The following is a 19753-nucleotide window of genomic DNA, read 5'->3' as shown; positions in this document are numbered from 1 at the left end:
CGTGGACAGGCTCGGCCACGCACCATGTCGAATGTCCACTCACCGGCGCTCCTCCTCCTCAAAACGCCGCACCTCGGCGGCGATCGATCGGGCGGCACGGGAGTCCCCTACCAACGTCCTTACAGCGCCGATGAGTTCGTCAAGCCCTCCCTCGTAGTCAGAACTCGTACGCACCAAGTGGTACAAGTGCGCATGCGGTTCCGGGCGTTCAGCCACCACTGAGCCGATCTCCGGACGCATCAGTGAGACGAGATCCTGACGAGCGCCGAGAGTGCCGAACGCCGGTATCGAGGCGATCAGCCGTGCCAGCTCGGCGCATTGACGCGCCGTCAGGGTCCTCGGGATGCCTCCCAGGGCGTTTCCCGGCTTGATCAGGGCGGCCAGAGGTGTCCACTCGCGAGCCACGGCGGCAAGCGGGAACATCCACGCCACCCGTTCGACGGACGAGGCATACGCGGCGACGACGAGGCCTATGACACCGTCGAGGCGGCGGTCCCACACGCCGGCCCCGCTGAATCCCCGTTGGATCGCCACGCCGTTCGCCCTGCCGTCCAACTGCCGCCAGGTCGGGTTGGGGCCGCCGGGCCCGGTAGCGGTCGCCTCGACCCACAGACCGTCGCCGAGGCCCGGGCGCGGATGGCCGTAGACGCTCACCTCGGTCCGCTCCGCCCAGTCGCCCGCGAACAGGGCCGCCGGGCGTGCCACTGTGGGCGGCTCGCCCGCTTCGAGTTCCAGGACTGCGATGTCCCCCGACGTGGGACGGGCCGGTAACCAGCCGCCGTCGACCGTCTTCGCGCGCCGTGGCCGCGCATCCCCGGACGGTGCGAAGTCCACCAATATCGCGCTGTCGGCGGGGACCATCTGCTCTTCGGGGCGCCCCAGGGCTTCGGTCACGACATGCGCACAGGTCAGGATCCGGCCGCTGCCGATGAAGACTCCCGCGCCGCACAGGCCTTCCCCGCCGGGGCCCCGTACCCGAACGCGCCAGTTGCCCACGACCTAGCACCCCCCTCCAGGCTCGCGGGCGTACCCTCCCCCGGTGGAGGACGGATCAGTCATGCTGAGCCTGAGGAAAAGGCTACGCACCCGACTGGCTTTCGGCGAGAGCGCAGAGTGGGCTCAGTGTGACCGTCCGCCACTGGAAATGTCCGGTCGCGCCGGTACTCGTGGCGACCGTTGCTCAGTGGTGCTGAACGTGCGATACCACCCCCTGATGCCGATCACCCCCTGTGAGCCCGTCAACTGGGCCCCATGAGGCTTGGACTTGTGCCGCGGTGAGCACGCGGATGTGGTCGGCCGCCTGCCCGCCACCGTCAGCCGGGGGCAGCCGCCCGGCCGCAGACGCAGTGAACTCGCACGGGTCGGCGCGCCCGCGCCCGCCCCTTTGCGATCTCCACCAGGGTGACCTGGTCGAGCGCGGCCGGCGTGCGGCGGACGGTGCAGTCCGAGGCCGCGAGCCCGAACAACGGCCGGTGGCACAGCTGGAGTTGATCAGCTTCCGAGAGGTTCGCCGCCTCATCATGGTCGCGACCGCGACGTGCACCAGTGCCCCGGCGTGTTCCCGGCCCGGGTGCTGTGCCGACCGGCAGCCCCCGGCCGGCGCACCCGTCAGGCTGACAAGCATGCCAAAAACTCCTGCGTCCACCGCCGCCCTTCGGCATACGCTGACGCCCGCTGTCTGCCGAGGGAGAACGCATGGAGATCCGGAGCCTGACCCGTACCGAAGCCGAGCGCAGGGCCGCACTGCTGACGGTCGAGCGATACGACGTGGAGATCGACCTCACGGGCCTGCCCGACGGGCCGGAGGTCCGGTGCGTCTCCACCGTGGCCTTCACCTGTCATGAGCCGGGCGCGGAGACCTTCGTGGACTGCGCGGCACAGGTACGGAGCGCCACGCTGAACGGCAGCTCCCTCACCCCCACCGGCGACGGCCGGATACCCCTCCCCGCCCTGGCCGGGCACAACGTGCTGCGTGTGGAGAGCGTCCAGGCCGACACGACCACGGGTGAGGGGGTGCACAAGGCGACCGACCCCGCGGACGGCGAGGTCTACGTGTGGATGAGCTTCGAACCGGACGAGGCCCGGTTCGTCTGGGCGTGCTTCGACCAGCCCGACCTCAAGGCCCCGCACGCCTTCACCGTCACGGCCCCGCCCGCGTGGACCGTCACCGGCAACTCCGGTGACCCGCGCGTCGAGGAGCTGGACTCGGCCCGCCGCTGGACCTTCCCGGACACCCCGCCTCTGTCGACGTACAACACCGTCGTCAACGCGGGCCCCTTCCACGAGATCCGCCGCGAGGCCGACGGCCACGACCTCGGCCTCTACGCCCGTCGCTCCCTCGCCCCGATCCTCGACCGCGACGCCGACGACATCTTCACCCTCACCCGCCAGGGCCTCGCCTTCTTCGGTGAGGCCTTCGCGATGCCGTTCCCGCAGCGCAAGTACGACCAGGTGTTCATGCCCGAGTTCGGCGGGGCGATGGAGAACTATGGCTGCGTGACCTGGTCGGACGGTTTCCTGCGGCGGGCCACGCCGACGCCCGCCGAGAGCGAGCTGCTGGCCAAGGTGCTCCTGCACGAGATGGCGCACATGTGGTTCGGCAACATCGTCACCATGCGCTGGTGGGACGACCTCTGGCTGAACGAGGCGTTCGCGGAGTTCGCCTGCCACTGGGCGGCCGAGCGCGCCACCCGGTACACCGACGCGTGGGCCGGCCACCTGGCGGACGACAAGCTCAAGGCGTACCTCTCCGACCAGGGCCCCGTCTCGCACCCGATCCACCAGCCCATCCACGACGTCGCCCAGGCCGCGTCGATCTTCGACAACATCACCTATCCCAAGGGCGCCTCCGTCCTCCAGCAGCTCATGACGTACGTCGGCGAAGAGCGCTTCAGGGCCGGCATGACCGCTTACTTCGCCCGCCACGCGTGGGGCAACACCACGCTCCAGGACCTGATCGACGCCCTCTCCGAGGCCGGCGGGCGCGACCTGGACGCCTGGCGCACGGCCTGGCTCGCGACGGCGGGCACCGACCGTTTCTCCCTGGAACGCGACGGCGACACCGTCACGCTGGTGGCCGCCGGCACCCCGCGCCCGCAGGTGCTGGCGGTGGGCGCGTACGGCAGGAACGGCGAAGCCCTCGAACGCAGGGCGCTGGTACGCGTCGAGGTGACGCAGACCCGTACTCCGGTCACCGGCCTCCCGCCCGAAGCGGACACCGACATCCTGCTGATCAACGACGACGACCTGACCTTCGCCACGAGCCGCCCCGACCCCACGACCAGGGACGCCTTCTTCCGCATGGCGGCGGAACTGCCCACGGCCATCTCCCGGGGCGTGGCCACGGCGACGGTGTGGGACATGCTGACCACCGGCGAGGCCACGGCGGCGGAAGCCGGGCGGTGCATCACCGCGGTCCTCACGGCTGAGACATCCGACGCCGTGATCGAGCCCTGTCTGACGCTCGCCGCGAACATCGCCGAACTGTGGGCGCCGCCCGGCGAACGCGCCGGACTGACGGCGGCGGTGGCGGAGGCCTGCCGGCGCCTCGCCGTGGACCCCGGCCGCCGACAGGTCGCCCTGCGCGGTCTGGCCCGCACCGCGACGGACCCGGACGACCTGGCCTGGCTCCGCGAACAGGCGGGCGACGACGTGGACCTGCGCTGGCGCGTGCTGGTCCGTGAGGCGGAACTGGGCGGGAACGTCCCGTCCGAGGCCGCCCTCCTGCTGGAACGCGACCCGGACCCGGACGCCTGGGTCCGCGCCCTCACCGTACGGGCCGCCCTGCCGGATCCCGCCGCGAAGGCGGAGGTCTGGCAGAAGCTGGCGGTGGACCGCGCGGTCCCTGTGAACTCGGTCGGCAAGGTGGCGGCGGCGTTCTGGCGCCCCGCCCAGGACGCCCTGCTGACGCCCTACACCCAGCGCTACCTGGACTCGATCCCGGACCTGCACCGAGGCGGAATGATCGCGGCGATGGTCTTCGCAAGCCACCTCTTCCCACCGCACGCCATCGACCCCACGTACATCGAAAAGGCCCAGCAGGCGGCCCAAGAGGCGGCCCCGGTGGTCCGCAACACCCTCCTGGAACGCTCGGACGCTGTCAGCCGAATGCTCCACGCCCGAACCATGGACTGACACCGGCTGAGGGAGTTCGTAGTGCCGGCGCTGCGTGAGACGGATCCTCGGTGGATCGGGCCGTACGCGGTCCTGGGCAGACTCGGCGCCGGTGGCATGGGCGAGGTCTGTCTCGCCGAGTCGGGCACCGGGCTGCGGCTGGCGGTGAAGGTGGTGCGGGGCGAGCACGCCGAGGACCGCACCTTCCGTGCCCGGTTCCGGTAGGAGGTGCGGGCGGCGCAGAGCGTGGGTGAGGCCGGGACGTTCATCGCGCGGGTCGTGGATGCGGATACCGAGGGCGAACGGCCCTGGATGGCAACGGAGTTCGTGGACGGGCCGAACCTGCGCGATGCCGTCCTGGACCACGGTCCGCTGTCCGAGGACGCGGTGCGATTACTGGCCGCCGCCCTGGGCGAGGCGCTGACCGCGATCCACGCGAGGGGCATGGTGCACTGGGACCTGAAGCCGTCCAACATCCTGCTGGCCGCGGACGGTCCGCGGGTCATCGACTTCGGGATCGTACGGGCCCTGGAGGCGACCGCGCTGACCCGCACCGGAGTCGTCGTCGGCTCGGTCGGCTATGTCTCGCCCGAGCAGATCCGCAACAACGGTCAAGTGGGGCCGCCGAGCGACGTGTTCGCGCTGGGTGCGGTCCTCGCGTATGCGGTCGCGGGGCGGGAGTCTTCGGTGAGGGCTAGGACGCGGTGATCCTCATGCGCGTCATGGCCCGGGACTTCGACCTGTCCGGCGTACCGGAGAGGACGCGCCCGCTGATCGAGTCCTGCCTGCGGGAGGAACCGGAGCAGCGGTCCACTCCGGCGGAGGTGGTCGCGGCCGTGGGGCACACGGCGCGGTCGCTGCGCGAGAGCGTACGGCCGGGCTGGTTCACCGCCGCGCCAGGCCCCGTGCCGAGGCCCGCACCGGACCCGGACCCCGAACGGAGCGACGAACGCCGGCTTCCGGAGCGCGGCTCGGCAGACGGGAACGACGGGATCGACGGGATCGACGGGAACATGGTGAGCCGGGTCGAGTACCTCGCCCCGGTGACGCTCCCGGACATCCCGGCCGGTGCGCCCCCACAGCAACCGGCCCCGTCCCGGCGGCAGTTGCTGTGGGGGCTAGCGGCCGGAGGGCTGGTCGCCGCGGGGGCCGGCACCGTCGGCCCAGTGGGCCCCCGAGTTCGGCGCGGAGCACAACACCCCGGGTCACAGCACCCCGGGTCACAGCACCCTCCGCTGGACCAGGATCGAGAGCACGAGCATCCCCGGCAGCAGAGGCACCCAGATCGTCAGGACGCGGTAGCCGATGATCGTTGCCGTTGCCAGGCTCATGGGGGCGCCGAAGAGGACCATGGTGAACACCAGTGCCGCGTCGATGGGGCCGATGCCGCCCGGTGCGGGTACGGCTCCGACCGCGGTGCTGGCGACGAGGAGCGCGAAGGTCACCTGTGCCCAGGTCAGCGGCAGGCCCAGTGAGAAGCCGACCGAGGCGATCACGCTTGCCTGGAGCAGCGGGGTGGCCGCGGCTCCGCCCCAGAGGGCGAGGACGCGGGCGGGCCGGGTGTGCAGGAGCCGGGCGTCGGTCAGGGCGGTGCGTACGAAGTCGAGGATCGGGCGACGCAGCGGACGTACGAACGTCAGGAGCACGGCGGCCACGGTCAGACCGATCCCCGCACCCCCGGCGACCAGGAGCAACGTCCGCTCGTCCGGGAAGAGTTCACCCAGCCCCAGCACGCCCGGGAAGGCCACGAGGAAGACGAGGAGTACCAGCGTCTTCGCCAGGGGCTTGACCAGCGAGTACAGGGCCAGCGAGGCGGTGCCCCTGGCGAGGGATATGCCCTGGCGCTGGAGGAAGCGGAGGGTGACGGCGTGGGCGCCGATGCTCGCCGGGAGTACATGGTTCGCGGTGCCGGCGGCGACCTGAGACGCGAGCAGCAGCCCTGGCGGAAGCCGTTCGGGGACGGCGCCCTGCCGGACGCACGCGGCTGCCACCCAGCCCAGGCACATGAAGAAGAACCCGGCCAGCAGCCACCAGGGGTCGGCGGAGGTCAGCCGGGCGGCGCCGTCGGACACGGTTCGCCAGTCGAGCGCTGCCCACGCCGCGACCAGCAGGAGCGGGAGCAGGCTGAGGCCCCTGAGGGCGTGGCGTGCGGCTGAGGGGGAGGGAGAAGGAGAGGGGAGAGCGGACGGGGCCTGGGTGGTGGCGGGGAGCGGCCCGGGGAGTTCGTCGAGCGGGAGCAGGGACACAGCGCACGTCGTCCTTTCGCGTCACGCCCGTTGGGGCGCGGGCGGACGGATACAAGGCGAGGCAAAGGGGACTGCGGGAACCGTTCCCTGCCGGTGTGACGGCACGGTGTCCGGAAGCCGAAGGAGCGCCAGCGGGCGGGCGACGGGGCTGAGGGCGTTGCCCGGTTTTCACAGCAAAGATGCTCCTTTGTGTCCTTAAGGAGCCCTTGTGTCCTTAAGGCGCCGAGGCTTTCGCGGAAGCGGCGATCAACTGGTCCAGCAGGGCGATCAGCACCTCCTGGCACGACTCGCGATCGCGTGCGTCGCAGAGCAGCACATGGGTTCCCTCCGGCAGTGCCAGGGCGTCCCGGATCTCCTCGGGCCGGTACGGATGCTGTCCGTGGAAGCCGTTGACGCCGACGACGAACGGGATGCCCCGCCGCTCGAAGAAGTCGATGGCGGCAAAGCTGGACTTGGGTCTGCGTACGTCGATGAGGACCACGGCCCCCAGGGCGCCGATGGCGAGGTCGTTCCACATGAACCAGAACCGCTGCTGTCCGGGCGTACCGAAGAGGTACAGCACCAGCTCCTGGCTGATCGTGATCCGGCCGAAGTCCAGGGCCACGGTGGTGGCCCGCTTCTCGGGGATGCCGTGGAGGTCGTCGACGTCCAGACCGGCGGCGGTCAGTCGTTCCTCGGTGCGCAGCGGGACGATCTCGCTCACCGACCCGACCATGGTGGTCTTCCCGACACCGAACCCTCCGGCGATGAGGATCTTGACCGTGTCGGGTGCTGAAGTTCCCTGAGCCGAAGTCACTTGAGCTGAAGTCCCATTGACGGTTGCGTCAGAGCCGGCCAAGGCCCTCCCTCACTTTCTGCAGCAGGCCCATGTCCGGGGTCCCGGAGACCGGACGCGGCGGGTTGACAGTGATCCGGCCCGCCTCCAGCAGGTCGCAGAGCATGATGGTGACCACGCTCACCGGGAGATCGAGGTGGGCGGCGAGTTCCGCGACGGCGATCGGCTTCGCGCACAGCCGCAGGATCCGCGCGTGCTCGGGCTGCGGACGGACGCCCCAGGCGGGCGGCGGATCCACCGCGGTCACCGTCGTGATGAGGGTGAAGTCCGTACGGTCGGGCCGGGTCCGGCCGCGAGTCAGAGCGAACGGCCGTACCAGACGGCCGGCCGCGTCGCCTCCGCTCACCTCACTCGCCGTTGCCGGCGGCGACCGCGCCTCGCGGTGCCGCGCTGAGGTGCTCGCCGATCTTCTTCACGAGCAGGTTCATCTGGTACGCCACCACGCCGACGTCCGCGCCCTGGTGGGTGAGCACGGCGAGATGGGCACCGGGTCCTGCGGCGGTGATGATCAGGTAGCCGTTGCGCATCTCGATGAGCGCCTGCCGTACGGGGCCGCCGCGGAAGTCCATGCTGACGCCCTTGCTCAGGCTCACCAGGCCGGACGCGGTCGCCGCAAGACGCTCGGCGTCGTCGCGCAGGAACGCCGTGGACCTGCTGACCACCAGTCCGTCGTCGGAGAGCACGACGGCGTGGTTCACTTCGGCGACCCGGTCCACGAGGCCGGTGAGCAGCTGGTCGAGCTGGCTGTGCGTGGCGGGGATGGGGCGTGTCATTTCTCTGTCCTTCATGAGCGGTCTGCGGTCGGAGCGCCGGAAGCGGGGACCTGCGCACCTGGGCTATCGGGTGCGGCTTCTACTCCTTCGTTTCCTCCTTTGTCGTACGTCCACTCCTCATCGTCGTCATCGGCGTCGTCGTCATCGCCGTCACGGGCCCGGAGTGTTCCGCGCTGGAAGCCGGAGAGCGAGGATGCGGCGCGCTCCGCGTCGAAGTCCTCGAACGGGTCCTCGGCCTCGGCGGGTACGGAGTCCTCCTTCAGCTCGGTGGCGAGGCTGGTCTGCGGCACACGGCGCGGCAGGGGAGTGAGGCCGTCGAGCCGGCGGGCGGAGGCGGGCTGCGCCTCCCGAGTGCGCTCGTGGGTGTGCTCGTGCGTGTGCTCGTGAGCGGGCCGACCCGGTGCGGGCGTACCGACGGAGCCCGCCACGACCGACCCGACCGACCCGACCGACCCGAGCGGATCGACCTGCTTCCGGACCGAGGAGTCCGAATCTCGGGCCGGAGCATTCGCCGAGCCGACGACGTCCGCACCCGCATCCGTATCCATGGAAGGGCCCTCCATGGAAGGGTCCTCGCGCACCACGATGTCGTGCGGGACGAGCACGATCGCGGTCGTTCCGCCGTACGGCGAGGCGCGCAGCGTGACGGCGATGCCGTGCCGCGTGGCGAGGCGGGCGATCACGAACATGCCGAGCCGGAGATCGTCGGCCAGCGCCACCACGTCGAACTGCGGCTGCACCGCCAACTGGGCGTTGAACGCCTCGTAGTCCTCCTCGGACATGCCCAGGCCACGGTCCTCGATCTCGATGGCCAGGCCCTTGGCCACCATCGCGGCCCGCACACCCACCGGGCTGGGGGCGGGCGAGTACACGGTCGCGTTGTCGATGAGTTCGGCCAGCAGATGGATGACGTCCGCCACCGCGGGCGGCGCGATGTACACCTCCTCGTCGGTGTGCACCTCCACCCGCTGGTACTCGGCGACCTCGCCGACGGCGCTGCGCAGGATGTCGATCAGCGCGACCGGTTCGCTCCAGCTGCGTCCCGGCCGCTCGCCGCTGATGATGACGAGGTTCTCCTCGTAGCGGCGGAGCTGGCTCGCGGTGGAGTCGAGTTCGTACAGGCCCTGGAGGATGTGCGGGTCCTGGTGCTCCCTCTCCAGTGCGTCGAGCTTGCTGAGCTGAAGATTGACCAGGTTCTGGCTCTGCCGGGCGATGCCCAGGATCACCTTCTCGAAGCCGCGTCTGGTGTCGGCGAGCTCCACCGCGGTGTGGACCGCCGTGCGCTGCGCGGTGTTGAACGCCTGCGCCACCTGGCCGAGTTCGTCCCGGCCGTAGTCCAGGGGAGGCGCGGCGGAGTCCACGTCGACCTTCTCGCCCCGGTCGAGCCGTGCGACCACGTCGGGCAGCCGCTCCTGAGCCAGGCTGAGTGTGGCCATCCTCAGGCCGCGCATCCGACGGAACAGGGAGCGGGTGATGCGCCAGGACAGGACGACACACAGCAGCAGGGCGACCAGTCCGCCGGCGCTCAGTGCGGCCGCTTTGACCAGCAGGTTGTCGGCTTCGTCACTGCTGCGGTCGAGCAGTTCGCCGGTCTGACGCTGAATCAGATTCGGGTAGTCGACGGAGAGTTCGCCCATCGAGGCGTTCCATTGTTGCCGCGCGTCGGGCAGGTTGACCTTCCGGTCGCTGCCGCTGCCGGTCGTACGGGCCTGGAGCACCTGGTTCTCGATGTCCTCCAGGTTCTTCCAGGCAGACCCCTGGAGGATGCGCTCGGTCTGGGCCCTCGCCGTGCCGGTCAGGGAGTGCACGATCTGGTCCTCGACGAGCCAGCGCCGTGCGTTCACCAGCTGGACGAAACGGATCCGCGACTCCTCGTCCAGCTTCCCGGACGGCCAGGCCAGGGTGAGCAGGGAGTTCTCCTGGGAGACCAGTTCCGCCGCGTGTTCCAGCGCGACGAGTGGTTCGGCCTGTGAGGTGAGATCCCCGTCGTCGACCTTGGAGAGCTCCTGGAAGGCGTGGATCTGGTCGTCGATGATCGAGGTGTACTGGTCGAGGGCCTGCTCGGCGGTGATGTCGGTGCGGTCGTCGATCTGACCCCGGTAGTACTCCAGGCTCCCCGCCGCGGCGATGACGGAGTACAGCCGGTCCCCGATCCGGTCGGGTGCCTTGTCGATCGCGTCCGACCGGCCGCTCAGCTTCGCGACCTGCGCGTTCGTCTGTTTTCGCTGCTTGTCCAGGGCGGCCCTGGAGGCGCCGGGCGAGGCCAGCCACGCGGCCGACAGGCTGCGTTCCCGCTGCAGCGCGAGCGTGGCGTCGGTGCCCATGGCCCCGGTGGACCTGCTCAGCTCCGTCTGGGACCGCAACTGCAGCCCCTCGGAGAACATCTGCGTCGTCGTGACACCCCACATCGTGGCGAGGGTGACGCTGGGGACCAGGGCCAGAAGGATGAGGGAGAGACGTATGGAGCCGAGACGGCGGGGACCTGTCCGTGGAGACATCGTCGTCCTAGGGCGATGAGCGGTGAGCGGAAGGGGACAGCGGGGAGTGGACTTGTGAGAGGAACGCGGTGGGGGGCCGCGTATCCGGTACGGGACAAAGGGGTGCGCAGGATGCTATCCGTACAAGCGGCCGTACGCACCGTGAGAGACCTAAAACCTTGGTGATGACGTGGTGCGCCAGCCGCGACAGCGCGGTGATGGTCCCGGGCAGACGGCTGACCACCGTCATCTTCCGTAATTCTCGTTTCTCGTCATGGCCGCCTCATGGGAGCGTGCAGCCATGACCCTCGACATGAGCACGGACGTTCTGCGCTACTCCGCCTTTACCCCGCAGCGCTCCGCCGACTCGGGTGCGGCCGGCGGCAACCCCGCCGGGATCGTCCTGGACGCCGCCGGCCTCGACGACAAGCGCATGCTGGCCATCGCTGCGGAAGTGGGCTACTCGGAGACGGCGTTCGTCACGGCCCGGGACGACGCGGCGGGCCGATTCCGGCTGCGCTACTTCAGCCCTCTCCTCGAGGTTCCGTTCTGCGGGCACGCCACCGTCGCGACCGCGGTGGCGCTCGCCGAGCGGAACGGTCCCGGCGAGTTCGTCTTCGACACCCCGGCCGGAGAGATCCCCCTGTCGACGGTCGCGGACCCCGACGGGACAGTGCGCGCCACCCTCACCAGCGTCCCCACGCGCTCCCGCCCCGCCACACCGGACGAGACCGGCGCGGCGCTCGCCGCGCTGCACTGGGCACCGGGCGACCTCGACCCGGGGCTGCCGCCGCACGTGGCCTTCGGCGGGGCGGAGCATCTCGTGCTGGCCGCCTCTTCCCGTGCCCGGCTGGCGGATCTCGCGTACGACTTCGACGGCCTCGCGGACGTGATGGGGCAGTACGGCTGGACGACGCTCCAGCTGGTCTGGCGCGAGGCGGACGACCTCTTCCACGCCCGCGACCCCTTCCCGGTCGGAGGTGTGGTGGAGGACCCCGCGACGGGAGCGGCCGCCGCCGCCTTCGGCGGCTACCTGCGGACTCTCGGCCTGGTCCGCGAGCCGTTGACCCTCACCGTCCGTCAGGGCGAGGACATGGGACGCCCCAGCGAACTGCTGGTGGACATCGACCCGACGGATCCGCGGGTGCGGGTCACCGGTCGGGCATGCCCGATCGGTGACCCGCGGTAGCGCTCCGCTGGAAGGGCGGTTCGAAGGTGCGGGTCCGCTGTGGCTGGTCGCGCAGTTCCCCGCGCCCCTTACGGGGCGCGGGGAACTGCGCCGATAAGGGTCTGCTACGGCAGGCCCCACGGTTCGCCCGGCTCGCTCGCCGCCACCGGAGCGATGTCGAGGTCGGGGCGGTCGCCGGCGTACAGCAGTACTTCTCGGCCCTTGGGCAGTTCGATTGCCAGCGTGCCCTCGCCCGTGGGGCGGGTGCGGGCACGCTGGCCGTCGTCGAGGACTGCGGTCACCGGGCCGCCCGTCAGACCGTGCCGGAGTTCGAGCGGCTCACCCGCCAGGCTCCGTACGCGTACGAAACGGGTGACGCCGTCCGTGCGGACCGCGCTGATGAGGAAGGCGCCCTGGGTGCGGAAGTCGTGGAGGGTGACATCGGCCCAGGTGTCCGGGACTGCGGGGAAGACGCGTACGACGCCGCCCCAGCTCTGGCAGAGCATGTCGTGCAGGGACTGCGACGCCGACAGCGGGGTCTCGATGACCGGACCGGCCTCGGTGTAGTGGGTGTTGGCCCGGCACGGGTAGCGCGTGCTGGGATCGAAGAACTTCTTCAGGTACTCCAGCGCCGTGGAGCCGCGGCCCATCATCGCGTACATCGACGCGGCGCCCGTATAGCTGTAGCCGCGGTGGGATCCGGTCACCGCGTGCCAGTGGACGATCGACTTCTCGATCAGCTCGCGCTGCTCCGGCTGCTCCCAGTTCACGAGATACAGCGGGTACACCATCAGCAGGTGGGAGTAGTGGCGGTGGGACTGGGCGTACGGGGTGTCCGCACCGATCATGAAGCCGTTCTCGTCCACCGGGTACGGCGTGAGCTTGGCCAGCACCTCCTGCCAGCGCGGCTTCAGCGGATCGTCGATACCGAGTAGCTCGGCCGCCTCCAGGAGTGTGGTGCAGCCCCAACGGATCAGCGCCAGGTCGTAGTTGGTGTCTTTCGGGGGGACCACCGGGTACTCCGGGGACAGCGTCGACGGCAGGTGCAGCTTGCCGTCGCTGTCCGGCTGGAGGAAGTGCAGGTAGTAGTTCATCGCGCGGCGCAGCAGCGGGAACACCGTGTCGCGCAGCAGCGCCTCGTCCATGCTGTGCCGGTAGCTCAGCCAGGCGTTGTGCAGCGCCCAGGTCAGATTGCCCGACTCGCCGCCGCTGCCCGGGGTGGGGGCGCTGCGGTTCATGAACATGTCGGAGCTGCGGCCGACTCCGGAGCTGTCCGCCCGGTAGGCGGCGGGCACGTTCGCGATCAGCTGTTCCTGGCTCTGCCGGAGCGTGGTGGCCAGCGAGTCGAGCTCCAGGTGGTTGGAGCCGTGGATGAGCCAGTACTCCAGCTGGACGTTGAGGTTCCACCACACGGCGGGCCAGGGCGTGGGCTCCAGCCAGGGCCCGCAGGTGGCCATCACGGGGCCGCCCGCACGACTGGCCGACGCGACCTTGTAGAGCTGGATCCAGTGGAAGCTCTGCAGCCGCTCGTCGGGGATGGAGACGAAGCTCTTGCGGTAGAACGCGTGCCACCAGCGGGTGTGCTGCGTGCGGAGCACACCGTAGGGAGCGGCGCGCTGGACCTTCCTGAGCGAGGCTTCCCCGGCCCGGGTGTCCGAGGGGTAGCTGTGGGCGACGCTGAGCAGCAGGGTGTCGCCCGAGCGGCGGTAGGCCGTCGCGGTCTGGCCGCCGCCGAGGAGCGGCTGGAGGACTTGCTCGATGCCGCCGGAAGTCCGGGTGGTCCAGGGCGGGTTGGTGACGTATCCGGCGGGTGGCGCCTCGCTGATCTTGCGGGGGCTGACGGCTTCCTCGGGGTGGAACGTCCAGCGGACCTCCTCGTCGCCGTCGGCCGTCGCACGCGTGGCGAGGAGCCCGTCGTGGATGAGGGCGGAGAACTTCAGGGTGCCCTTGTCGGTGGTGACCGTGCCGGTGAGTTCGGCGTTCCACAGACTCAACCGCCAGTCGACCGCGCTGATGGTGCCGACCGGGTCGAGCGTCAGATGCCCCACGGGCAGCCGGCAGGTCCCCCAGCCACTGCCGAACTGCGGCCGGTGGTCCTGTACTTCGCCGTGCTGCACGGTGAAGCGGATGCTGTTCGCACCCGGCTCCCGGTACACCATGCTGCCCAGCCGTCCGTCCCCCAGGAACGGCCCTTCGTGCCACAGCGTGGGCATCTTGCGCCACACCAGATCCTGCCGGCGCAGGAAATCGGCCCAGGCGCCGTCCGACTCCATGCGGTTACGGAGCTTCCAGCGGCCGCCCACCGGACCGATGGCAGGGGAGGAATCGGCGGCAGGGGAGGAATCGGCGGCCTGGGCAACTTCCGGAAGTGCGGCGAGAGTTGTGCCGGCCAGCGCCGAGCCGAGCACTGCTCTGCGAGAGGTCATGCGGGTGCCTCCAAGAGAGAGAACGTGGGGGGTTGGCGTCAGGCCCAGCCGGCCGGATCGGCCAGGGCGTACGTCGAGGCGATCCGGTGGTTGTCGTGCAGGACCGTCAGCGTGCGCCCGCCGCCGGGCGTGCCGTCGCGCCAGGCGGTGCAGTAGATCCCGTTGGACCAGCGGATGGTCCGCGAGGTGGACGGCAGCACGGTGATGCCGGTCCGGCTCACCGTCTTCGTGCCGTTCAGCCACACCTCGAAGGCGCCCTGGCCGTCGCCTGCCAGCTTCAGCCGGGTGACGATCCTGATCCAGGTGCCCCGCAGGCCGCTGATCGACCCGGCCGTCCCCTTGATGCCGCCGGAGCCGCCGAACTGGATCGTGGACCCGATGACGAACATCAACAGCCAGGGCCCTTCGGGGTCTTCGGGCGACCACTGCTGGAAGGTGACGTTCTGGTTGTGGAACGTCCAGTCGGACGCGAGACGGATCGCCTGGCCGTAGTACCGGTCCTGACCGACGCTCTGGGCGCCGCGCTTGATCACCTCGGAGTGGTAGCCCCCGGTCTCGTTGATGTACGTCTGCGTCGCCGCGAGCGCGTGAGCGCCTTTGTAGGTGGGCGAGCCGACGGTCTCGATCACGCCGTCCTTCTGTGTGTAGGCGTGGTCCCAGCCCTCGACGCTGCCGCGGTTCTGGAAGTACACCTCGCCCGCGGCGTCCGCCCGTCCCGGCAGGAGCGCGGCGGTGGCACCGGCGAGCCCGAGTCCGCCGAGCACGGTGAGTGCCCTTCGTCTCCGCATGACTCACCGCGTCCAGTACGTGATGTTGCGGAACCGCGCCTCGGCGCGGCCGCTGCCGTGGTGGTACACGCCGTTCTTGAAGTGGCGGGTGGCCGGGCCGCGGTCCTGGGTCGTCAGCACCAGCTCGTCGTCGAAGTAGACCTTGACGCTGCGGCTGGAGGCATTGTGCTCCAGCTTGACGTTGAACCACTTGTTGTACGCGTTGGTCTTCAGGACCGTACGGTCGTACGCCCTCACCGTGCCGCCGCTCGCGCTGTAGGCGTTGAGCATGAAGTCCGTGGCGGGGGTGCCCTCGGGATGGATCACCCGGAGGATCTGCACGAAGGTCGCGCCGTTCGTGCCGGACGGGATATACACGTCGGCGTCCCACATGTGCTGCCCGGACGTGTACTCCTGCTTCCAGCGCATCTCGGTGCGCGGATCGGTGGAACTGCTCTGCGACATGGACTCGTCGGTGTCGTACACCCACATCCGGTGGACGCCGCCGCTGTTGCTGTAGCGATCGCTCAGGTCGAGGTTCCACGGCTTCTGCATGTTGTACGTGAACGAGGTCTTGTCCCAGCCGTCCGTGGGAGACGCGGCCGCGGCGGAGGACACCGACGGGGTCATCGCCCAGGCGGCGCCTCCGGCGAGTAAGCCTCCGGCTGCCAGAACCGTGCGTCTTGTGGGTCTTGTCGGGTTCATGCCATCCTCCAGCGATTCATCGGAGCTATCTCTCGGCGCAACGTAGAAGCTGGGAGAGAAGCGCGTCAATACGTCGAACACGCCAAGGAGAGATCCGATGTGCTGGAGGCTAAGTCTGGACCTTGCTCACGTGGAGTGGGAGGATTCCCGGGGTGACCCACACCGAGCACGCGTCCGCCGGTCCGGCCGCCCTGCCGTCCGACCTGGACGAGGCCGTCCACCGCTGCCTCGTCGCGGGATTCGACGGCACCACGACGGTCCCCGACACCCTGAAGCGGCTCATCGACCGCGGCCTCGGCGGGGTCATTCTCTTCACCCGCAATGTGCGCGACGCGGAACAGGTCCGTGAACTGACCGATGCGCTGCGGGCCATCCGGCCTGATCTGCTGGTGGGCATCGACAACGAGGGCGGCGGCATCGGGCACCTGGTGAGTGCGGACGCGCCCGAAGTCCCCGGTTCCTTCGCGCTCGGCGTCGTGGACGACACCGAACTCACCGCCCGGTGCGCCGACGCGCTGGCCGGGCACCTGGCCTCGCTCGGCATCACGGCCTCGTACGCCCCCGTCGCCGACCTTCAGCACCAACCGCGGAACCCGATCGTGCGGACCCGTTCCTTCGGCGCCGATCCCGAGCTCGTCTCCCGCCACCTGCGCGCCTGGATCACCGCCACGCAGGCGCGCGGCGTCGCCTCCTGCGCCAAGCACTTTCCCGGGCACGGGGGCACCGTGACCGACAGCCACCACGATGTGGCGGTCGACCCGCGGGCGTATGACGAACTCGACCTCGCTCCCTTCCGGGCCGCGATTGCCGCGGGTGTGCCGATGCTGATGAGCGCGCATGTCGTGTTCCCGGCACTGGATCCCGACCGTCCGGCCACGCTGAGCCCCCGCATTCTGAGCGGCCTGCTGCGTGACGAGCTCGGCTTCGACGGTGTTCTGGTCAGCGACGCGCTGGAGATGAAGGCGATCGCGGACAGGTACGGGGAGGCGGCCGGGGCGCGGCTCGCCCTCGCGGCCGGTGCCGACCAAGTCATCGTCGCCGTACCGGACTTGGCGGTGACGGTCGGGTGCCGGGACGCGGTGCTGGATGCGGTGGGCAGCGGTGCGCTGTCGGTGGAACGGGTGCGGGAGGCTGCGGACCGGGCTCGACGACTGGCTGAGCGGTATGCGGCGCCGGCGAGGCGCGGTGCGGTTGCCGGGTGGGACGCCGGGGCCGGGTTGGAGGGCGCGCGGCGGGCGGTGCGGGTGCCTGCGGCGCCGGTACGAGGAGCCCATGTCGTCGACCTCTTTCCGCCGCCGCATCCCGCGCTCAACTGGGGCGGCGAGGACCTGCTGACGGAGGTACGCGCCCTCGACCCCACGGCCACGGGGACGGTGGTCACCGACGCTCCGGCGGATGCGGCGGGCCTTGTCACCGAGATCCTGCGGCGGGCCGAGGGCGTGCCGCTGGTGGTGGCCACGTGCGACGCCGGGCTGCACCCCTGGCAGTCCGTTCTCCGGGATGCCCTCCTGGCCCGCCGGCCGGATGCGGTGAGGGTCTCCACGGGACTGCCGGACGGCGGTGACGTGTGCTCGTACGGGAGGGGGCGGGTGAACCTGCGGGCGGTGGCGGAGGTGCTGGTGGGTGTCTGACGGGCTGGCTGTGAAGGTGCAGCCCGTGTTCATGGCACCCGACGAACGCTCACTGCACCCGAACGACCTCCCTGATTCCCCGCGCCGCCAGGTACTCCGCATCATCCGCCCGATCGGCCCGCACCACCGCCAGGCGCGCGCCCTCCGTGCGCAACCGCATCCACGCCTCGAAGTACGCACCGCCCGGGCCGGACGCGGACCGTGTGCCGGGCGTGCAGTCCAGGACCAGGGCGGTGTCACGCGGCTGCGCCGGGTGTGACCCCGTGCGCAGTTTCGCCACCGTGTCCGCGAGGGCCGTGGCGATGGGCTTCGCTCGGCCCACGGAGTCGAAGAGGCCCAGGGTGTACTCCAGTTCCGGGTAGTCGGCCAGGGAGCGGTCCACGTCATGCGAGCACCACCAGGTCACACCCCACAGGCCCGCGCAGCCGGCCGCGTTGAGCACAGTCGCGCGAGCGAACTCCGGGGCGTCCGCCGCGGGGATGTGCGGCTCGGGCGCGCCCGTCTCCTGGACCCAGACGGACCGGTCCACGTCCACGGCGTACGCCTTGGCGAGCTCCACCCCGTACTCGGCGAGATGCAGCACCTGCGGGGAGCGGGGGCCGTAGCGGCGCGCGCAGTCGCCGGAGAACACCCACGGGTGGACGGTGGTCAGGTCGCCCTTGCGGGCGGAGGCCTCGGGGGTGAACGGATGGTCGTCGCCGTACCAGGCGGCGTCGTACGCGGAGTGGGTCACCAGGCGGCCGGGAGCACTCCCGGAAAGGCCTTCACGCGCCGCGTCGAGCAGCGTGTCGAGGTAGTGGTCCACCTGCTCGGCCGTCACCGGGTTGTGCTCGACCAGGTTGTTGAGCTCGTTGCCGAGCTGGAGGCCGATGAGATTGGGGCGGTCGGCGAGGGCGTGGCCCAGGACGCGCAGCAGTCCGGCCTGTGCGTCGATGGCCTCGGGGTCGGTGAACACGTTGCGGTGGTGCCAGCTGCGGGTCCACTCCGGATAGAAGTCGAAGCTGGACAGGTGGCCCTGCACACCGTCCACAAGGACGTCGAGGCCCGCCTCGCCCGCCAGATCGATGAGCCGCACCAACTCGTCGACGGCGGTGGTGCGGATGAGCGTGCGGTTGGGCTGGAGGAGCGGCCAGAGGTGGAAGATCCGTACGTGGTCGAGGCCGAGGCCGGCGATCTGGGCCAGGTCCTCGCGTGCGTGCGCCGGATCGAAGTCGTGCCAGGAGTGAAACCAGCCGCGTCGCGGGGTGTAGTTGACACCGAAGCGGAGCGCGGGCGCATTGGGAGTACTGATGGGGTCCTCCTCCTCGTCGGGCCCCGTCGGGCCTTGTCTCCGGCGAATGTATCAACCACCATGGTCGCCAATGAACAATGATTTGAACCAGGATTTCCTGGTCGGCCTGGACGCGGGCGGCACACGTACGCGCGCCGTCCTGGCGTATGCGCGCGACGGCCGCCCGCGGGGCGAGGGCGCCGCGGGGCCGGGCAACGCCCTGACCGTCCCGGTGCCTCAGCTCACCGACCACCTTGCCGAGGCAGTCGCGGAAGCCGTGCCGGAACGGCTGCGCGGCCGGGTGGTGGCGGTGGCGGGCGGGTTCGCGGGCGCCTCGCGGACCGCCGCGGACGAGCCCGGCCGGCTCAACGCGCACTCCGCCCTCACCTCGGCGCTGCGGCGGCTGGACATCACCGCCGCATCGGTCGAGGTCTACAGCGACATCGAGGCCGCGTTCGCCTCCGCGCCCGGCGCCCCCGCCGACGGCCTCGCGCTGGTGGCCGGCACCGGCGCGGTCGCGGCCCGCATCACCGGCCACCGCTGCACCGCCACCGCGGGCGGCGACGGCTGGCTGCTCGGCGACGACGGCAGCGGCTTCTGGATCGGCCGCGAGGCGGTTCGAGCGGCGCTGCGCATGGCGGACGGGCGCGGTGATTCCACGCGGCTGGCCGAGGCGGTCGGCCGGGCGTTCGCGGTCCCGCCCGATGCGCTGCCGGATGGCGGAGCCGACGCTCCGTACGATCCGGCCACCGTCTCGGCCTCCTGGTCCCGGGCGCAGCGCGAGGCGTACCGGATGCGGCTGCTGCCCGCCGTCATGGCGGAGCCGCCGATCCGACTCGCCGGGCTCGCGCCACTGGTGAGCGAGGCGGCCCGCCGCGCGGACGCTGTCGCTCGGACGATCCTCCGCGAGGCGGCCGGCCATCTGACCGACACGGTCCGGGCGTTGGGCTGCCGCCCGGGGGAGCGGTTGGTCGCCACCGGTGGGCTGCTCGGCGCGGGCGGTCCTCTGACAGAGGTTGTACTCGGCCGCCTGCGGGACCTTGGACTGGAGGTCGACCAGGTTACGGACGGTTGTCAGGGCGCGGTGGCGCTGGCGGGTTCGCTCCGCGGGTTGAGCGGTTGGGTTCGTTGTTAAGCGCGGGTTCGTCGTGGCTGGTCGCGCAGTTCCCCGCGCCCCTGAAGGGGCGCCCCTGGAACCGCAACGCCCTAAGCCACCACACCCAAGCCACCATGCCCCAAGCCACCACCCACCCGCACCCTCCCACCGGCGGGAGGGGGCGTGGGCCGGTGCGTCGTATGCCCGTCGCGTAGGGCTTGTCTCAGGAAACCCGCCCCTTGTACC

Annotated in this window: 17 protein-coding genes; 6 read left to right on the top strand and 11 right to left on the bottom strand. The window is 70.7% G+C overall.

Features of this window, described 5'->3' with window-relative positions; translation table 11 throughout:
* Nucleotides 1-39: 39 nt before the first annotated feature.
* Complete coding sequence (locus G5C60_RS31010; protein WP_165264318.1) at nucleotides 40-996, bottom strand: effector-associated domain 2-containing protein; 957 nt, start codon at nucleotides 994-996, stop codon at nucleotides 40-42.
* A 699-nt stretch (nucleotides 997-1695) separates the two neighbouring features.
* Between G5C60_RS31010 and pepN the strand changes: the two genes are divergently transcribed.
* From pepN to G5C60_RS31000, 3 genes are read left to right on the top strand one after another with little or no spacing between them, the layout of a single operon-like run.
* Nucleotides 1696-4134, top strand: coding sequence for an aminopeptidase N (gene pepN / locus G5C60_RS31005; protein WP_165264317.1), 2439 nt, complete (start codon nucleotides 1696-1698; stop codon nucleotides 4132-4134).
* 21 nt (nucleotides 4135-4155) lie between these two features.
* Complete coding sequence (locus G5C60_RS52420; protein WP_241267203.1) at nucleotides 4156-4338, top strand: hypothetical protein; 183 nt, start codon at nucleotides 4156-4158, stop codon at nucleotides 4336-4338.
* A gap of 21 nt (nucleotides 4339-4359) precedes the next feature.
* A complete protein-coding gene (locus G5C60_RS31000) occupies nucleotides 4360-4821 on the top strand; it encodes a protein kinase domain-containing protein (RefSeq protein ID WP_338145982.1) in 462 nt (153 codons plus the stop codon).
* Here G5C60_RS31000 and G5C60_RS51240 read toward each other — a convergent pair.
* From G5C60_RS51240 to G5C60_RS30975, 6 genes are all read right to left on the bottom strand, one after another.
* Entirely contained in the window at nucleotides 4808-5173 is a 366-nt protein-coding gene (locus G5C60_RS51240) for a hypothetical protein (RefSeq protein WP_206440217.1), read from the bottom strand. The two genes, G5C60_RS31000 and G5C60_RS51240, sit on opposite strands and share 14 nt — an antisense overlap.
* 160 nt (nucleotides 5174-5333) lie before the next feature.
* Complete coding sequence (locus G5C60_RS30995) at nucleotides 5334-6359, bottom strand: lysylphosphatidylglycerol synthase domain-containing protein (protein ID WP_165264316.1); 1026 nt, start codon at nucleotides 6357-6359, stop codon at nucleotides 5334-5336.
* A gap of 214 nt (nucleotides 6360-6573) precedes the next feature.
* Nucleotides 6574-7197, bottom strand: a complete 624-nt coding sequence (locus G5C60_RS30990; RefSeq protein ID WP_206440216.1) for a GTP-binding protein — start codon at nucleotides 7195-7197, stop codon at nucleotides 6574-6576.
* Entirely contained in the window at nucleotides 7184-7540 is a 357-nt protein-coding gene (locus G5C60_RS30985) for a DUF742 domain-containing protein (protein WP_165264314.1), read from the bottom strand. The genes G5C60_RS30990 and G5C60_RS30985 overlap by 14 nt, the downstream gene beginning before the upstream one ends.
* A 1-nt stretch (nucleotide 7541) precedes the next feature.
* Nucleotides 7542-7967 (bottom strand): roadblock/LC7 domain-containing protein, encoded by a 426-nt coding sequence (locus tag G5C60_RS30980; RefSeq protein ID WP_165264313.1) that lies wholly within the window; start codon nucleotides 7965-7967, stop codon nucleotides 7542-7544.
* A gap of 11 nt (nucleotides 7968-7978) precedes the next feature.
* Nucleotides 7979-10465 (bottom strand): sensor histidine kinase, encoded by a 2487-nt coding sequence (locus G5C60_RS30975; protein WP_165264312.1) that lies wholly within the window; start codon nucleotides 10463-10465, stop codon nucleotides 7979-7981.
* A gap of 280 nt (nucleotides 10466-10745) precedes the next feature.
* Here G5C60_RS30975 and G5C60_RS30970 point away from each other — a divergent pair, with 280 nt between their 5' ends.
* Nucleotides 10746-11633 (top strand): PhzF family phenazine biosynthesis isomerase, encoded by an 888-nt coding sequence (locus G5C60_RS30970; RefSeq protein WP_206440215.1) that lies wholly within the window; start codon nucleotides 10746-10748, stop codon nucleotides 11631-11633.
* 104 nt (nucleotides 11634-11737) lie between these two features.
* On the opposite strand, the gene G5C60_RS30965 is transcribed toward G5C60_RS30970, so the two are convergent.
* The 3 genes from G5C60_RS30965 to G5C60_RS30955 are packed head-to-tail and all read right to left on the bottom strand — an operon-like array spanning nucleotide 11738 to nucleotide 15510.
* Entirely contained in the window at nucleotides 11738-14038 is a 2301-nt protein-coding gene (locus G5C60_RS30965) for a glycosyl hydrolase family 95 catalytic domain-containing protein (protein ID WP_206440214.1), read from the bottom strand.
* Nucleotides 14039-14076: 38 nt separating this feature from the next.
* Complete coding sequence (locus G5C60_RS30960; protein ID WP_165264310.1) at nucleotides 14077-14826, bottom strand: heparin lyase I family protein; 750 nt, start codon at nucleotides 14824-14826, stop codon at nucleotides 14077-14079.
* A gap of 3 nt (nucleotides 14827-14829) precedes the next feature.
* Nucleotides 14830-15510: a polysaccharide lyase family 7 protein gene (locus G5C60_RS30955; RefSeq protein WP_165264309.1), complete on the bottom strand. Its 681-nt coding sequence runs from the start codon at nucleotides 15508-15510 to the stop codon at nucleotides 14830-14832.
* A gap of 152 nt (nucleotides 15511-15662) precedes the next feature.
* Here G5C60_RS30955 and G5C60_RS30950 point away from each other — a divergent pair, with 152 nt between their 5' ends.
* Nucleotides 15663-17141 carry a glycoside hydrolase family 3 protein gene (locus tag G5C60_RS30950; protein WP_165264308.1) on the top strand — a complete coding sequence of 493 codons (1479 nt, stop codon included), beginning with the start codon at nucleotides 15663-15665 and terminating at the stop codon, nucleotides 17139-17141.
* Between the two features lie 49 nt (nucleotides 17142-17190).
* On the opposite strand, the gene G5C60_RS30945 is transcribed toward G5C60_RS30950, so the two are convergent.
* Nucleotides 17191-18480, bottom strand: coding sequence for a glycoside hydrolase 5 family protein (locus tag G5C60_RS30945; protein ID WP_165264327.1), 1290 nt, complete (start codon nucleotides 18478-18480; stop codon nucleotides 17191-17193).
* Nucleotides 18481-18502: 22 nt separating this feature from the next.
* Here G5C60_RS30945 and G5C60_RS30940 point away from each other — a divergent pair, with 22 nt between their 5' ends.
* Nucleotides 18503-19546 (top strand): N-acetylglucosamine kinase, encoded by a 1044-nt coding sequence (locus tag G5C60_RS30940; protein ID WP_165264307.1) that lies wholly within the window; start codon nucleotides 18503-18505, stop codon nucleotides 19544-19546.
* Nucleotides 19547-19753 lie beyond the last annotated feature (207 nt).

The organism is Streptomyces scabichelini, from assembly GCF_011045015.1.
GTDB lineage: Bacteria > Actinomycetota > Actinomycetes > Streptomycetales > Streptomycetaceae > Streptomyces > Streptomyces scabichelini.
The sequence above is the reverse complement of the archived record's forward strand: the minus strand, read 5'-3'. Positions and strand labels throughout refer to the sequence as shown.

What these genes read in the sequence shown, in the direction of transcription:
- pepN (WP_165264317.1), top strand. Translation starts at nt 1,696, where the DNA reads ATGGAGATCCGGAGCCTGACCCGTACCGAAGCCGAGCGCAGGGCCGCA.
- G5C60_RS51240 (WP_206440217.1), bottom strand. Translation starts at nt 5,173, where the DNA reads ATGTCCGGGAGCGTCACCGGGGCGAGGTACTCGACCCGGCTCACCATG.
- G5C60_RS30980 (WP_165264313.1), bottom strand. Translation starts at nt 7,967, where the DNA reads ATGACACGCCCCATCCCCGCCACGCACAGCCAGCTCGACCAGCTGCTC.
- G5C60_RS30975 (WP_165264312.1), bottom strand. Translation starts at nt 10,465, where the DNA reads ATGTCTCCACGGACAGGTCCCCGCCGTCTCGGCTCCATACGTCTCTCC.
- G5C60_RS30970 (WP_206440215.1), top strand. Translation starts at nt 10,746, where the DNA reads ATGACCCTCGACATGAGCACGGACGTTCTGCGCTACTCCGCCTTTACC.
- G5C60_RS30965 (WP_206440214.1), bottom strand. Translation starts at nt 14,038, where the DNA reads ATGACCTCTCGCAGAGCAGTGCTCGGCTCGGCGCTGGCCGGCACAACT.
- G5C60_RS30960 (WP_165264310.1), bottom strand. Translation starts at nt 14,826, where the DNA reads ATGCGGAGACGAAGGGCACTCACCGTGCTCGGCGGACTCGGGCTCGCC.
- G5C60_RS30955 (WP_165264309.1), bottom strand. Translation starts at nt 15,510, where the DNA reads ATGAACCCGACAAGACCCACAAGACGCACGGTTCTGGCAGCCGGAGGC.
- G5C60_RS30940 (WP_165264307.1), top strand. Translation starts at nt 18,503, where the DNA reads ATGAACAATGATTTGAACCAGGATTTCCTGGTCGGCCTGGACGCGGGC.